This window comes from Pandoraea fibrosis (assembly GCF_000807775.2).
Lineage (GTDB): Bacteria > Pseudomonadota > Gammaproteobacteria > Burkholderiales > Burkholderiaceae > Pandoraea > Pandoraea fibrosis.
In genome coordinates, this window is sequence record NZ_CP047385.1 from 1,001,358 (window position 1) to 1,016,391 (window position 15,034).

17 protein-coding genes are annotated in these 15,034 nt (G+C 62.6%); 4 read left to right on the forward strand and 13 right to left on the reverse strand.

What is annotated here, in order from left to right; genetic code table 11:
* Window positions 1-9 precede the first annotated feature (9 nt).
* From PI93_RS04435 to PI93_RS04445, 3 genes are all read left to right on the forward strand, one after another.
* Window positions 10-498, forward strand: a complete 489-nt coding sequence (locus PI93_RS04435; RefSeq protein WP_039374540.1) for a Dps family protein — start codon at window positions 10-12, stop codon at window positions 496-498.
* A 188-nt stretch (window positions 499-686) separates the two neighbouring features.
* Window positions 687-1,475 carry a YdcF family protein gene (locus tag PI93_RS04440; RefSeq protein ID WP_039374538.1) on the forward strand — a complete coding sequence of 263 codons (789 nt, stop codon included), beginning with the start codon at window positions 687-689 and terminating at the stop codon, window positions 1,473-1,475.
* Window positions 1,476-1,593: 118 nt separating this feature from the next.
* Complete coding sequence (locus PI93_RS04445; protein WP_039374537.1) at window positions 1,594-2,001, forward strand: GlcG/HbpS family heme-binding protein; 408 nt, start codon at window positions 1,594-1,596, stop codon at window positions 1,999-2,001.
* A gap of 411 nt (window positions 2,002-2,412) precedes the next feature.
* Here PI93_RS04445 and hemP read toward each other — a convergent pair whose 3' ends face one another.
* From hemP to PI93_RS04510, 13 genes are all read right to left on the reverse strand, one after another.
* Window positions 2,413-2,664 carry a hemin uptake protein HemP gene (gene hemP / locus PI93_RS04450; protein ID WP_039374535.1) on the reverse strand — a complete coding sequence of 84 codons (252 nt, stop codon included), beginning with the start codon at window positions 2,662-2,664 and terminating at the stop codon, window positions 2,413-2,415.
* 166 nt (window positions 2,665-2,830) lie between these two features.
* On the reverse strand, window positions 2,831-3,301 hold the full coding sequence (locus tag PI93_RS04455; protein WP_080759430.1) for an SRPBCC family protein: 471 nt from the start codon (window positions 3,299-3,301) through the stop codon (window positions 2,831-2,833).
* 66 nt (window positions 3,302-3,367) lie between these two features.
* A complete protein-coding gene (locus tag PI93_RS04460; protein WP_039374531.1) occupies window positions 3,368-3,778 on the reverse strand; it encodes an OsmC family protein in 411 nt (136 codons plus the stop codon).
* A 159-nt stretch (window positions 3,779-3,937) separates the two neighbouring features.
* Window positions 3,938-4,834 (reverse strand): pirin family protein, encoded by an 897-nt coding sequence (locus PI93_RS04465; protein WP_039374530.1) that lies wholly within the window; start codon window positions 4,832-4,834, stop codon window positions 3,938-3,940.
* A gap of 240 nt (window positions 4,835-5,074) precedes the next feature.
* The gene (locus PI93_RS04470) at window positions 5,075-5,500 is read right to left on the reverse strand and encodes an ExbD/TolR family protein (RefSeq protein ID WP_039374528.1); all 426 of its coding nucleotides are present in this window, start codon (window positions 5,498-5,500) and stop codon (window positions 5,075-5,077) included.
* A 27-nt stretch (window positions 5,501-5,527) separates the two neighbouring features.
* On the reverse strand, window positions 5,528-6,265 hold the full coding sequence (locus tag PI93_RS04475) for a MotA/TolQ/ExbB proton channel family protein (protein ID WP_039374527.1): 738 nt from the start codon (window positions 6,263-6,265) through the stop codon (window positions 5,528-5,530).
* Between the two features lie 39 nt (window positions 6,266-6,304).
* A complete protein-coding gene (locus tag PI93_RS04480; protein ID WP_052241021.1) occupies window positions 6,305-7,009 on the reverse strand; it encodes an energy transducer TonB in 705 nt (234 codons plus the stop codon).
* 381 nt (window positions 7,010-7,390) lie between these two features.
* Entirely contained in the window at window positions 7,391-7,660 is a 270-nt protein-coding gene (locus PI93_RS04485; protein ID WP_039374525.1) for a (2Fe-2S)-binding protein, read from the reverse strand.
* A 113-nt stretch (window positions 7,661-7,773) separates the two neighbouring features.
* Window positions 7,774-8,643 (reverse strand): glutamate racemase, encoded by an 870-nt coding sequence (murI, locus tag PI93_RS04490; protein WP_039374524.1) that lies wholly within the window; start codon window positions 8,641-8,643, stop codon window positions 7,774-7,776.
* Between the two features lie 115 nt (window positions 8,644-8,758).
* A complete protein-coding gene (gene bfr, locus PI93_RS04495; RefSeq protein ID WP_039374523.1) occupies window positions 8,759-9,235 on the reverse strand; it encodes a bacterioferritin in 477 nt (158 codons plus the stop codon).
* A gap of 272 nt (window positions 9,236-9,507) precedes the next feature.
* Window positions 9,508-11,031 (reverse strand): fumarate hydratase, encoded by a 1,524-nt coding sequence (locus PI93_RS04500; RefSeq protein ID WP_039374521.1) that lies wholly within the window; start codon window positions 11,029-11,031, stop codon window positions 9,508-9,510.
* A gap of 15 nt (window positions 11,032-11,046) precedes the next feature.
* Window positions 11,047-11,631: a TIGR00645 family protein gene (locus PI93_RS04505; RefSeq protein WP_039374520.1), complete on the reverse strand. Its 585-nt coding sequence runs from the start codon at window positions 11,629-11,631 to the stop codon at window positions 11,047-11,049.
* Window positions 11,632-11,815: 184 nt separating this feature from the next.
* Complete coding sequence (locus PI93_RS04510; protein ID WP_052241029.1) at window positions 11,816-12,700, reverse strand: DMT family transporter; 885 nt, start codon at window positions 12,698-12,700, stop codon at window positions 11,816-11,818.
* Between the two features lie 340 nt (window positions 12,701-13,040).
* On the opposite strand from PI93_RS04510, the gene acs reads away from it, so the two are divergent.
* Window positions 13,041-15,023, forward strand: coding sequence for an acetate--CoA ligase (gene acs, locus PI93_RS04515; protein WP_039374519.1), 1,983 nt, complete (start codon window positions 13,041-13,043; stop codon window positions 15,021-15,023).
* The last annotated feature ends 11 nt before the right edge of the window (window positions 15,024-15,034 follow it).

A 15,034-nucleotide genomic window follows, 5' to 3' on the forward strand; every position in this document is an offset into this window, starting at 1 on the left:
GTCAACATCATGGCAAAGAAAAGCAACGTGGCCAGCGTGAACATCGGCATCAGCGACAAGGATCGCAAGCATATTGTGGAGGGTCTGAGCCATCTGCTGGCCGACACCTACACGCTCTACCTGAAGACGCACAACTTTCATTGGAACGTCACCGGTCCGATGTTCAACACGCTGCATCTGATGTTCGAAGGGCAGTACAACGAACTGGCGCTGGCCGTCGATCAGATTGCCGAGCGGATTCGCGCACTGGGCTACCCGGCACCGGGAACCTACAAGGAGTTCGCGAAGCTTTCGTCGATTCCCGAGGCGGACGGCGTGCCGGCCGCTGAGGAGATGATCCGTCAACTGGTCGAAGGGCAGGAAGCGGTCACGCGCACTGCGCGCGGCATCTTCCCGATCGTCGATGCGGCATCGGACGAGCCGACCGCCGACCTGCTCACGCAACGCATGCAGTTGCATGAGAAAAACGCGTGGATGCTGCGCAGCTTGCTGGCCTGAACTTGGCCTGTCTCTGGTTTCCCTTCACGCCCGTGCGCTCGCACGGGCGTTTTTGCTCGTGATGCGCCAGCCTCCGTCGGCACGGCGTCACGTGTTTTTCTCACACAGGCGCATCGTTTCCCCTATCGCGCGGGAATGGTCATAGAGAAAGGGGTGCACTCCTTGGTGCAGTCCAGTACACTCGCCGGATGCCCTTCGATTGGCTCGCCCGCAACCTTCTCGTCAGCCTGTTTCTGCCACCGGTCAATGTGCTGGTGCTCGCAGGGCTTGCGTTCGTGGTCTGGCGTCGCTGGCCGCGTGTTGGCAAGACGCTGGCGGCGGTCGCCATGCTGGCGCTCTGGGTGCAGGCGATGCCCTGGTTCGGCCGGCAATTGGCCCATCCGCTGGAGGTCGGAACCCTTGTCGACCTCAAGGCGGTCGACGCCGCCCGTCAGGCGCCGGGGGCTGCTGCGAAGCTGCCGCAGGCCGTGGTGATTCTCGGCGGTGGGGCGAACCTTCACGGGCCGGAATATGGCCGTGCCAATGGCGCAGACATCAGCGATGCCACACTTGCCCGCTTGCGCTACGGCGCGTTCCTTGCACGTCGAGCGCAGTTGCCGGTACTCGTCTCCGGAGGCAGCCCGACAGGCGAGGCCGTCGAAGCCCGTGTGATGGCGGAAATTGCGACGGACGAGCTGGGGGTGCCAGTGCGCTGGGTCGAGGCTCAATCATTGAACACGGCGCAAAACGCCGCTTTTAGCGCGCATATGCTGACGAACTCCGGCGTATCGCGCATCTATCTGGTCACGAGCACATGGCATATGCGCCGTGCCCGCGATCAGTTCGAACGTGCCGGACTCACGGTGGTACCCGCACCGTGCTGCAACGCGAACGCGTTCGAGCCGGATATCGTGCCGGGCTGGTGGCCGACCGTCGGCGGCCTGCGCACCACGCATCAGGCCTTGCGTGAGTGGATGGGCCTGGCGGTGGGGCACTGACCCGCGCGGCATCCGCAAAATGTCACGAAGCCCCGGCATCGTAGGCAGAAGATTGATGCTCCGGAGTCCCGCGTTCGCGAGGCTTCCTGATTTGCCAACCCTAAAACGAGAGAGACGTATGAAGACGAAAGCAGTCCTGAGCGTTGAAGACGTGCAGAAGATCAACGCCGCCGCTGTGGCCGAAGCGACCGCCAACGGCTGGAACGTGTGCATCACGATCGTCGACGACGGTGGCCATGCCCTGTCGCTGTATCGCATGGACGGCGCTGCCCCCAGCACCGCCATGATGTCGCTGGGCAAAGCGCAGACGTCGGCCGTCGGCCGTCGCGAAAGCGGTGCGTTCGAAGAGATGATCAACGGCGGGCGCTTCGCATTTCTGAGCGCGCCGAACACGGCGATGCTCGAGGGCGGCGTGCCCATCGTCGTCGACGGCAACGTCATTGGTGCGGTGGGCGTGTCCGGTGTGAAGTCGGCGCAAGACGCACAGATCGCACGCGCCGGCATTGCGACCGTGACCGGCGGCTGATCGAACGATCGATGCGCCAGGGCGTCCGGGGCTCCGGATCTTTGCCCTGCGCCGGAAAGACAAAAACATCGCCGATGACATTCGGCGATGTTTTTTTTCGGGCGCGCCAAAAGAAAAACCCGTCCGCGAGGACGGGTCAAAGGCTTGTCAGGCCGGATGGCCCTACCTGAGGCTTGGCAGGCCGGGCCACGAGGAGAACATCAATGAAACCCGAGGGGATGGACAAAAAAAGTGGCTTGGCTGGCGCGCAACGCAGGTAGAGAGGGGCTTGCCGTAACTATATGGGATCGCGTTGCGTTCGCTGGCTACTGCCAAACACCTCTTAGGCGAGGTGGTCCCCACAAAACTCGGTGAAGGTGACGGCACGGTCGTGGTCATGCCGCCGCCAAAATTCGTGATGGCTTGGGTGCCTTACTTCGTCAGAATCAACTTGCCGTAACGGGTGGCGCGTAGCTGATACGTCTGTCCGTTGTGCAGGATGTTCACGCACTGCGTGCCTTGCAGCAGGTGATCGCTGGTCAACACACGGCCTGTGGCGTGGCTGGCCGGCTTGTCTGCCGCCGGGCTGGCCACTTGCGTGCGCGACACCGACAGGGTGCGGCGCGGCGCGGTAGCAGGCTGGGTCTGGCGGGCAGTGGTGTGGCTTGCGGTCATCTCGCTCATCCGTGTGGCTGACTGTGAGATGAATCTTAAATGAGAATCATTCCCATTTATATTTGAATTTGGCTATTGTTGTCTTTGATTGAATAGTTTTCCGCTAAGCGGTGATTTGCCGGACGCTAAGCCTCATGGTCCGGCAAACGACTGGCTGGGGCTTGCCTGAGGTGGTTCAGCCCAGTGCGCCTTGCTCGGCGAGCGCCCGGATCTGCCCGATCGTATCGATGTCCGCCTCGCGGTACGCGGATTTCACAAACTCGCTGTAACGTGTGTCGGCCGTGGCGGCATCTTCCTGCAGCGTAGTGCTGTAGGTGAAGCGAACGAAGTAGTGCGTCGGCGTCGGCTCTTCGATACGCATCGTAAGGGTGCCCCCCGCGTGCTGCTCGGTCGCCGCCGTTTCATAACGAACGGACTGGAGGGGATCGAACACGACCCGGTCATGCACGATGGCTTCGCCAAAACGCAGCTCACGGGTGAGCGTGTCGTCTGTGCGCTCGTGCACGATGCACTTGTCGAGTCCCAGCACGAAAGATTCCGGCTGTTCGGCGCGCAGCACGAGGCCACGCCAGAGTTGATCGCGCGTCAGCGCGAAGGCCAGCGGATTCAGGAGGTCGTTGACCTCGATCAGGTGTTCGTACTGCAAGAAAATCTCCCCTTCAATCGATGACTGCCAGTGAGCAGCAATAGCACGCCAGCAACGCGCCGGATATTACTCGACCAATGCACTCTCGATGGCAATGGTGCCCGACAATACCTTGTGAATTGGGCACGCATTGGCAATTTCCAAGAGGCGCTGACGCTGTTCCTCCGACAAATCGCCCGCCAGTTCGATCTTGCGCGTGATCTGCGTCGTCCCGGCAGGCGGTTTGCCGTCCGGGTTCATCGCCAGTGTCACCTTCACGTCCTTGAGCGGCCACTCTTTACGGCGTGCATACATCTGCAACGTGATTGACGTGCACGCACCGAGACTGGAGAGCAACAATGCCGCCGGGGCGGGGCCCAGGTCGGCGCCGCCGAGCGTTGCAGGCTCGTCGGCGCTCCATTCGTGCTTGCCGTCAGAGAGATGGGTGGTGAAACCTGCGGCGCCCAGATGGGCGGTGACAATCGCGTCTGCGGCCATGGCAGCTCCTGTAAGGGCTCAATGCACGAAGTGGAACATGTCGAGAGATGACAAGAACGGCCCGGCGATGAGATCGGGCCACAACGCACTCTGCGTGCCATTGTGACCCAATTTCGCCGGGCCGGTGCGAACGGCGGGCGTCGACCCGCCAGCGCATGCTCAGGCGGCGGAACCCGAGGCGGGAATGCGTCCCATGCGGCCCGCCTGGAAGTCGAGAATCGCCTGACGGATCTCGCCTTCCGTGTTCATGACGAACGGGCCGTAACGGGCCACCGGCTCACCCAGCGGCTTGCCACCGATCAACAGGAACGAGAGCGGTTTGTCGCTATCGTTGCGCACCGTGATGCCTTCGCCTTCGTTGCCGAAGACGACCATCTGATGCGTCTTGGCGGGCGAGGCGTCGGCACCGAAATGCCCTTCGCCGTCGATCACGTAGGCGAACACATTGAAGTCCGCAGGCACCGGATGCTCGAGCAGGGCTTGCGGTTGCAACGTGAAATGCTGGTAAAGAATCGGCGTGCGTGTCTCGATGGCCGCGCGTGTGCCAAGCGCCTCGCCGGCGATGACACGCACCGAGACTTTGCCGTCGTCGCTCGTCGCGCTCGGGATGCCTGCGGCAGGCAGTTCCTGATAGCGCGGCGTCATCATCTTGTCCGTGCGCGGCAAGTTCACCCACAACTGGAAGCCGTGCATTTCGCCGCCACGCTGCTGGAAGGCTGCCGAAGGCATTTCGGAGTGAATCACGCCGGCGCCCGCCGTCATCCACTGCACGTCGCCAGGCGTGAGCTTGCCTGCGTGGCCTTGCGAGTCGCGATGCTCCATCTCACCGGCAAGCAGGTAGGTCACGGTCTCGAAGCCACGGTGCGGGTGATCGGGCGCGCCCTTGGCGTCGCCGGGGGCCACCTGCATGGGCCCCATCTCGTCGAGCAGCAGAAACGGATCGAAGTCCGCCAGCATACGGGTCGGGAACGGACGATTCACGTAAAAGCCGGCGCCTTCCTGCGTTTGCGCTGCCGTAAAGATGCGGGCGACCGGGCGGGCGTAGGGGGTGCTCATGGGGAAATCTCCTGTAGGGACGGGCGTCGAGATGACGTCTTGCGTCCAATGTCATGCCCCAACTATATCGGGGCAGATGGCACCGGGAGTAGCCCGTAACACAGGAAGGATTGTTACCCGATTGGAACAATATCGGGCAAGCGCGGGGTGGCGACGCAGTTTGCGAATCGTCGGGACAAAAAAAGCGCGGTGACGAGCACCGCGCTTCCCTTCTGCGAAACGTGAATCGACCGGACTGGCTTACTTGGTGACCGGCTCGGTCACGAAACCGAGTTTGGTCACGCCGGCCGTCTGCGCCTCCGAGAGCACCTTGGCGACGCTCTCGTAACGCACGTTCTTGTCGGCGAACAGATGCAGTTCCGGTTGCGGCTGCGCTTCGGCCGCTTGTGCCAGACGCGCCTTGAGCGTGGCGTCGTCGATGGCCTGCTTGTCCCAGAAAACAGTGCCGTCGGCCTGAATCGACAGATCGATCTTGGCCGGTTTGGTGTCTTCGGGCTGGCTGCTCGCCTGCGGCAAGTCGAGCTTGACCGAGTGATTGAGCACCGGCAGCGTCACGATGAAGATGATCAGCAGCACCAGCATGACGTCGACGAGCGGCGTCATGTTGATCTCGCTCATCATGGCGTCATCGGCACCGTCGTCGCTGCTGTATGAACCCATAGCCATAGCGAACTCCTTCTCTTGCGTGGCCGCTTAGCTGGCGCTGGCCGGGGTGGACTTGCGCACCGGCGTAACGTTGGTCGCGAACTGCGTCGAGTGCAGGCTGGCGCCGGTCAGGAAGTAACCGTGCAGGCTGTGTGCGAAACGATTGAGCTTCGAGACGATGCCCTTGTTGGCACGCGTCAGGGCGTTGAAGCCGAGCACGGCCGGGATGGCGACGAACAGACCGAAGGCGGTCATGATGAGCGCCTCGCCCACGGGGCCGGCCACCTTGTCGATGGTCGTCTGACCCGAGGCACCGATGGCGAGCAGGGCGTGATAGATCCCCCACACCGTGCCGAACAGGCCGACGAACGGCGAGGTCGAACCGATCGAGGCGAGCATGGCCAGGCCGCTTTGCAGACGTGAAACTGTGTCGTCCACCGAGTTCTTCAGGGCGCGCGTGATCCAGTCGCTCACGTCCATCTTGTCATGCAGATGCGGCTGGCTTTGGCGGTGATGTTCGGCGGCGTCCTGACCGGCCAGTGCCAGTGCGAGGAACGGGTTGTTCTGACCCGATTCGCCCAGTTTCTGCAAACCGGCGGAAAAGTTCTCCGAGTGCCAGAAATCCGGCTCGGCGGAGCGCGTCAGGCGGCTCAGGCGGAAGACTTGCGTGCCCTTGATGATGATGACCGTCCAGGACAGCACCGACATCACCAACAGCACGATCGCGATCGCACGGGTGACGAAATCGCCCTGCGCCCAGACGTGGCTCAAACCATACTCTTGCATTTTGCGTTCCTCGGGAGATCCAGTTCGTAAATCGTTACGTTAATCGTTCAGATTGAAATTAAACGGTTTGGTCGCCGCGGCTTCCACCGCACGGCCGTTTTGCATCGGGGGCGCGCAGCGCATCGCCAATGCGGCGGTGCGGGCGGCCTGATCGAGGCGGGGGAAGCCGCTCGACTTGGTGACATTGGCGCTCGAGACCACCCCGCGGGTGTCGATCACGAGACGCAACGTGACGGTGCCTTCCTCGCCAACGCGACGTGACTGCGTAGGGTAGACCACGCGGGGTTCGTCGCATTTGACGGCAAGCCCTTCGATCGGTCCCGACGGTGCGGGGGCGGGCGCCGGTGCAGGCGGCGCCGGGGGCGTCGGCGCGGCGTTTTGCACCGGTTCGACTTGCTGCTGCGGCGGCGCGACCGGTTCGGCCTTTTGAGTAATGGCGTTCTTCGGTTGCTCGCGCGGCTTGGGCGGCGGTGGCGTGACCTTCGGCTTTGGCGGTTCCGGCTGCGGTTTGGGCGGCGCGGGTTGGGGCGGGGTCGGCGCCGGTGTGAGCGGAATGATCGTGGCGGTAAACGTCGTCGGTTCGATCGTTGCCTTCTCGGGGTCGTTGCGCAGGTGCGACAGACCGACCAGAGCGGCAATGTGGAGGACGACGATCGCGGCCGCGATCGCGATGGCGCGCGGCGACGTCAGCGGATCTCGGATCTGCGTGAGCGCAAGGCCAGATGGGGGCACGGCGGTCGACATGATAACGGCTAGGGTACGCTAAATTGCGGCGATGAACGGTGAGTGAAGCGCAGTGTGCGAAACCTCGGAGTTCGGGATGGCCGGACGTGCGATCAAAGGAAAACCGCGCCAAGGGGCGCGGTCGGCGAACGCAGTGAGTTGAAAACCCTGCCTGAACTCACCTTCGAAACAGGAAAAACGACAAACATAACGTCGAAACAAAGCCAATCAGGAGTTCCATCTGACACCTCCAGGGTGACGAATCGCTGGCTGGCGCATGACGCCGCTAGACGCCTGGCTGGCTCCGTAACCATCGTGAACCGAAAGGACGCCGGTCACGACAGTGAAATCGAAACAGATGCGACGAGGCGAATATGGTCTTCGCCATTGCGTTGACGTCGATTATGCCGCCAGGGCAAGTTCGCGCGTCATGACCACGACTTCGGTCGAGGTCTCGACGTGATCTGCCTGGGCCGACTGGCAGCAGCCACCGCATGAGCGGCCGCAGCATGGCGTGGCACCCGAGACCATCTCCTGAACGTACGGCCCGCACTTGCCGCAGCAAAGCGCGACGCCGAGGTCGATCTGAAGATCTTCCATCGTGGAGGCGCCGGCGTCGAGACAGGCCTTGATCTGGCGCTCGGAGACGGATTTGCAGACACAGACGATCATGGTGAAAACGTCAAAATGTAACACTAATGAGAATAATTATTATTTAAGTCATGGCGTTTTGCAAGCCCCATCGACCTATCCCATAGTCCGCACAGGGATATACGTCGGTGGTCTTAGGCGGGAATGATGGGAAGGTCCGGCGGCAAATCCAGACAGGCCGGGCCATGCGGCGCGATGCCGGCAATCTCGACCGTTTGTACGCGCGGGGCGTTGGGCAGGAGTCGATCGGCCATCGTTTGGAGGGCATCGGCGTTGGCGGTCGTCATCAACTGGAGGTCGCCGTGCGCGCCGATCGGGGAGGTGGCATGCAGCCCATCGGTTTCAAGACGCCGTTGAAGCTGGCGGGCGATGGCGGCCCCGGTGTCGATGAGCGTCAGGGTTGTGCCGAAGCGCCGTTCAATGGCGGGAATCAGGAAGGGGTAATGGGTACAGCCGAGCACGAGCGTATCGGCCCCTTGCGCCATCATCGGCTCGATGAACTTGTCCAGGAGCGCCATGACCGCAGGGGAATCGACGTCGCCGGCTTCGATGCGTTCCACGAGCCCGTGGCCCGGTTGGCAAAGGAAACGCTGCCCTTGCGCCGTGTGACGCGCCAGCAGATCCGCGAATCGGGCGCTTCGTAACGTTGCGGCCGTGGCGAGCACGCCGATCACGCCACTGCGCGATACGGCGGCGGCGGGCTTGATGCCGGGCTCGACACCGATGACCGGCCACGGCGCGTCGGCGCGCAGCGCGGCAACGCCATGCGCCGTAGCGGTATTGCAGGCCACGACGAGCGCCTTGGCGTCATTCGCGCGCAACCACCGGCCAATCGCGAGGCTGCGCTGTTCGATGAACGTATCGGGGCGCTCGCCATACGGTGCGAAGCGTGAGTCGGCCACGTAGAGCAGCGACTCGTGAGGGAGCAGAGCGCGTATGGCCTGAAGGACCGACAGGCCACCGAGGCCGGAATCGAAGACGCCAATCGGCGCGTTGGAGGGCATGGCAAATGAAAAAGGGCCGGCAAATGCCGGCCCCGAAATTTTAGCGCAAACCTTGCCGGCCGATACTGGCCCGGCGTAGCGCCCGTTATGTGTCTTGTGGGGTGTGACGAGCTTATTATTCGAACGACGCCATGCCCGACTGCTGGTAGTTCTGGAGACCGACCTTGTCGATCAGGTCGATCTGCGTTTCGAGCCAGTCGATGTGCTCTTCGGTGTCGTGCAGGATCTCGTTGAAGATTTCACGCGAGACGAAATCCTTCGCGCTTTCGCAATGCGCGATACCTTCCTTGCAGGTCTGCTGCGAGATGTTCTCAAGCTTCAGGTCGCACTTCAGGATTTCGAGGGTGTCCTCACCGATGAGCAACTTGTGCAGATCTTGCAGGTTGGGCAGGCCGTCGAGCATGAAGATGCGTTCGATCAGCTTGTCGGCGTGCTTCATCTCGCCGATGGACTCGTCGTATTCGTGCTTGCCGAGTTTGTCGAGCCCCCAATGCTTGTACATCCGGGCGTGCAGAAAGTACTGGTTGATCGCCGTCAGCTCGTTCGTGAGCTGCTTGTTGAGGAGTTCGAGGACTTTCTTGTCGCCTTTCATTTCGGATCCCTGTTTTTTCATGCAATTTGCAAGCGGTTGAAGAGTAGCTCGAAAAGCCCGGAAAGCCAAGCTCCACAAGGCTTTTCGTGAACCGAGGTGCGAATGGAAATACGATCCATTCTCGCCGCGCAATATGACATCGACGTCGCACGAGGCGACATCGCGAGGGCGAAAAAAAAGCCCGGACGATGCCGGGCTTTGTCCTTCGGGCTGACGAGACCGTTGACGGGGCTCGTGCAGCCTGACCTCCTGTGTCGACGGGAACCGTCGAATTACTCGGCAGCGACCGGAATCTTGCCGATCTTGGCTTGCCATTCCTTCGGGCCGGTCTGGTGCACCGACACGCCGGTCGAATCGACGGCCACGGTCACGGGCATGTCCTTGACGTCGAATTCGTAGATCGCTTCCATGCCGAGGTCGTCGAACGCCAACACGCGGGCGGCGCGAATCGCCTTGGAGACGAGATACGCGGCGCCGCCGACGGCCATCAGGTACGCAGCCTTGTGCTGCTTGATGGCTTCGATGGCGGCCGGGCCACGTTCCGACTTGCCGATCATGACGGCGAGGCCCGTCTTCGACAGCATCATGTCGGTGAACTTGTCCATGCGGGTGGACGTGGTCGGACCGGCCGGGCCGACGACTTCGTCGCGTACAGGATCGACCGGGCCGACGTAGTAAATCGCACGTCCCTTGAAGTCGACCGGCAGCGGTTCGCCCTTGGCGATCATGTCGGCGATGCGCTTGTGGGCGGCGTCGCGACCGGTGAGCATCTTGCCCGAGAGCAGCAGAGTCTGGCCCGGCTTCCAGCTCGTGATTTCTTCCGGCGTGAGCGTGTCGAGATCGACGCGCTTGCTCGTCTCGGTGTTCGGCGCCCAGTGCACGTTCGGCCATGCGTCGAGCGACGGTGCGGCGAGGAACGACGGGCCCGAGCCGTCCAGCGTGAAGTGCGCATGACGCGTTGCCGCACAGTTCGGGATCATGGCGACCGGCTTCGATGCTGCGTGCGTCGGGTAGTCGAGGATCTTCACGTCGAGCACCGTAGCCAGACCGCCGAGACCTTGTGCGCCGATACCCAGCGCATTGACCTTCTCGAACAGCTCGATACGCAGCTCTTCGTTCCAGTTTTGCGGGCCGCGCTTGATCACGTCATGGATGTCGATCGGGTCCATGAGCGATTCCTTGGCGAGCACCATGGCCTTTTCCGCCGTGCCGCCGATACCGATGCCGAGCATGCCCGGCGGGCACCAGCCGGCGCCCATCGTCGGCACCGTCTTCACCACCCAGTCGACGATCGAGTCGGACGGGTTGAGCATGACGAACTTCGACTTGTTTTCCGAACCGCCGCCCTTGGCTGCGACCGTGATATCGACCTTATCGCCTTCCACGATTTCGTAGTGGATGACGGCGGGCGTGTTGTCCTTCGTGTTCTTGCGGCCGGCTTCGGGCGGCGCCACGATCGAGGCGCGCAGCACGTTGTCCGGGTGCATGTAAGCCTGACGCACACCTTCGTTGATCATGTCGGTGAGGCTGCGCTTGGCGTCCCAGCGCACGTTCATGCCGACCTTCACGAACACGGTCACGATACCGGTGTCCTGACACAGCGGACGGCGGCCTTCGGCGCACATGCGGCTGTTGGTCAGAATTTGCGCGATGGCGTCCTTGGCCGCGGGGCTTTGCTCGGCCTCATAGGCACGGCCCAGGGCCTGAATGTAATCGTCCGGATGGTAGTAGCTGATGTACTGCAGGGCACCGGCGACGCTCTGAATGACGTCGTCTTCTTTAATGACGGTAGACATGAAACGGCTCTCGACTTAGTGGGGACTGGTAGGGGTAATGACGTGCTGCGGGGTAGCGTATGCCGGGGCGTGGCTATCGTTCGTCATCTTGTTGACGACGGCCATGACAACGGCAGAAAGCAGAAAGGCGCAGTGAATGATCACTTGCCACATGATGGTGTGCGGCGTTTGCTGAGACGCATCGATGAACGTCTTGAGCAGATGAATCGACGAGATGCTGATGAGCGCCATCGACAGCTTCACCTTGAGCACGCCGGCGTTCACGTGATCGAGCCATTCCGGTTCGTCCGGATGGCCTTCGACACCGAGGCGGGAGACGAACGTCTCATAGCCGCCGATGATCACCATGATGAGCAGGTTCGAGATCATCACCACGTCGATCAGACCGAGCACGACGAGCATGATCTGCGTTTCGTCGAACGTCGTGGCGTGCGAGATCAGGTGCCAGAGTTCGACCAGAAACTTGTAGACGTAGACGCCTTGTGCGGCAATCAGGCCCAGATACAGCGGCAGTTGGAGCCAGCGGCTGAAGAAAATGACGCGGGGCAGGGGGCGCAGGGGGCGCCGCGGCGCGTCGGATGAGCGGCCGGGAGTCGACATGGCTATTTTGACGGAGTGGAGACATTGGCCTGCGGTATCGACCACAGGCTGTAGTTATCAAATACGCAAAGCAACTGCGAAACCACCGGGCAACGGGCTTACCGCAGGTATGTCACGGATTGCGCGTCGCAAAATCGGCATGGCGGGCATTTTACAACGTCTTGTCCGGCATGCCGCGTCCGATTCAGTCCCGGGCCGGCAATAGCGTCTTGCGCGTACCGGCGGACGGCAGCGCCGCGAGCACGATCCCGGCCACCGTCAGGGCCAGCGCGGCGCCCTGAGCGAGCGTCAGTCGCTCACCCAGGAAGATCACGCCGTAAGCCGTGGCGGCCACGGGCACCATGGCGGTGAATACCCCGGCGAGTTGAGCGCTGACGTGCCGAATGCCGCGCATCCACAGGAAGAACGAGAACACGCTCGCAGCGAGGCCGTACCAGACGATGAGCGCCCAATGGCCGGGCGTGAGCGACGCGTAGTCCACGGCCATCAGACCCACCACGCCAAGCGGCAGCATCAGTACGCCGCCGATCAGGTGTGTATAGGCGCAGATATCGATGGCGGAGAGTTCGGCGGCGAGTCGTTTCGAGACGATCACGTAGATCGCTTCGCAGACGACGGCGCCCAGCACGAGCGCGTTGCCAAGCCACGCATTGCCCGCTTCGGTGGTGCCGGCGCCGTGGGCGTCGCCGCGAGAGAGGTTCAGCAGGGCCACGCCGGCAATCGCCAGCCCGACGCTCACCAGTGTGCGCCGCGACGGATGCTCGCGCAGCACGGCCCACGACAGCAGCGCCACACAGGCGGGCAGGGTTGCGGTGATAACGCCGGCGGCCGTGGCCGTCGTCATCCGAACGCCCGAGAGCATGAGCAGGGTGAAGAGGAACGTGCCGAAGAACGTCTGCACGAACAGGTGCCACCATTGGCCGCGCGTGACGCGCCGCATGGCCGAGGGCCGGTAGCGCGGGGCGAGCGCGATGACGGCGATCACGAAGCGCCACAGGGCGAAGGCGGCCACGGGCATGACGGCGACCATGGTCTTGCCGATGCCGACGTTGATCCCGACAAAGGTCATCGCCAGCGCCAGCGCGAAGCTTGGGAAGCGGGCGAACACGCGGTCGGTGGCCGAGGGCGCGCTGGGAATATCGGCGGGCGGTTGAGGCGAAGATGTCGAATTCACGGGCGCTCCGGGCGAGTCCGGGGTGGCGAGATAGGGTTGATGCGGGTAGGATTGTAGCGAATACGCCACAGTCTGCTGCAATGCGGTGACGCGTCCGCGTGAGTCCCGCACGTGGGACACGAAGCTTGCGTGCACCAGTGTAAGGCGTTAGTAAGTCGCTCGTCTTAATGTGACGTTAGCGATTTGATTTGGCTTGATTGCAATCGGTTTGCATATTCATAAGAGGGGACAACTCATGGCAGCAATTGAATCGGTATTGCAGGAGCAGCGCGTTTTCGCGCCGCCGCAGGCGCTGGTCGCCAAAGCGAACATCTCCGGCATGCCCGCCTATGAGGCGCTGTGCGCTGAGGCCGAGAAGGATTACGAGGGATTCTGGGCGCGTCAGGCGCGCGAGAATCTGGCCTGGCACAAGCCGTTCACCAAAGTCCTCGACGAGACCAACGCCCCCTTCTATACGTGGTTCGAAGACGGTCAGATCAACGCGTCGTACAACTGTCTGGATCGTCAGATCGAGGCGGGTCTGGGCGACAAGAACGCCATTCTTTTCGAAGCTGACGACGGTACGGTCACGCCCGTGACCTATCGCGACCTGCTCGCGCGCGTGAATCGCTTCGCCAATGCGCTCAAGGCCAAGGGTGTGAAGAAGGGTGACCGCGTGGTCATCTACATGCCGATGTCGGTCGAAGGCGTGGTCGCCATGCAGGCGTGCGCCCGCATCGGTGCAACGCACTCGGTCGTGTTCGGCGGTTTCTCGGCCAAGTCGCTCAACGAGCGTGTGATTGATGCCGGCGCCGTCGCCATCGTCACCGCCGACGAGCAGATGCGCGGCGGCAAGGCGCTGCCGTTGAAGTCCATCGTCGACGAAGCGCTCGCGATGGGCGGTTGCGACCATGTGAAGTCCGTGATCGTCTACCGTCGCACCGGCGGCAACGTCACCATGCAAGCGGGCCGCGACGAAGTGTTGCAGGACCTCGTTGCCAGCCAGTCGGACCAGTGCGAACCCGAGTGGGTGGGCGCGGAGCATCCGCTTTTCATTCTCTACACGTCGGGCTCGACGGGCAAGCCGAAGGGGGTGCAGCACAGCACCGGTGGCTACCTGTTGTGGGCGTCGCTCACCATGCAGTGGACGTTCGACATCAAGCCGGACGACGTTTTCTGGTGCACGGCCGACATCGGCTGGATCACCGGCCACACGTACATTGCTTATGGCCCGTTGGCCGTGGGCGCGACGCAGGTGGTGTTCGAGGGCGTGCCGACGTATCCGAACGCGGGGCGTTTCTGGGACATGATCGGCCGTCACAAGGTGACGGTGTTCTACACCGCGCCGACGGCGATCCGTTCGCTGATCAAGGCGGCTGAGCAGACGCCCGACGTGCATCCGAAGAAGTACGACCTGTCGTCGTTGCGCATTCTCGGGTCGGTCGGTGAGCCGATCAATCCGGAAGCGTGGATGTGGTACTACGAGAACGTTGGCGGCGCCCGTTGTCCGATCGTCGATACGTGGTGGCAGACGGAGACGGGCGGTCATATCATCACGCCGCTGCCGGGCGCCACGCCGTTGGTGCCGGGATCGTGCACGTTGGGTCTGCCGGGCATTGCCGTGGCGATCGTTGACGAGACCGGGCAGGACGTGCCGAACGGTCAGGGCGGCATGCTGGTGATCAAGCGTGCGTGGCCGGCGATGATTCGCACGATCTGGGGCGACCCGGAGCGTTACAAGACGAGCTACTTCCCGTCGGAGCTGGGCGGCAAGATTTACCTCGCGGGTGACGGTTCGATTCGCGATGCCAAGACCGGTTACTTCACGATCATGGGGCGAATCGACGACGTGCTGAACGTTTCGGGTCACCGCATGGGCACGATGGAAATCGAGTCGGCGCTGGTGGCGAATCCCATCGTGGCGGAGGCTGCGGTGGTGGGGCGTCCGGACGACACGACGGGCGAGGCGATTGTCGCATTCGTGGTGCTCAAGCGTTCGCGTCCGACGGGGGACGAGGCCAAGCAACTGGCGCTCGAGCTGCGTAACTGGGTGGGCAAGGAGATCGGGCCGATCGCCAAGCCGAAGGACATCCGTTTCGGGGACAACCTGCCGAAGACACGCTCGGGCAAGATCATGCGTCGTTTGTTGCGTGTGATCGCGAAGGGCGAGGAGATCACGCAGGACACGTCCACGCTTGAGAATCCGGCCATTCTGGAGCAGCTCAAGCAGGCGCAGTAAGCGCACGGTCG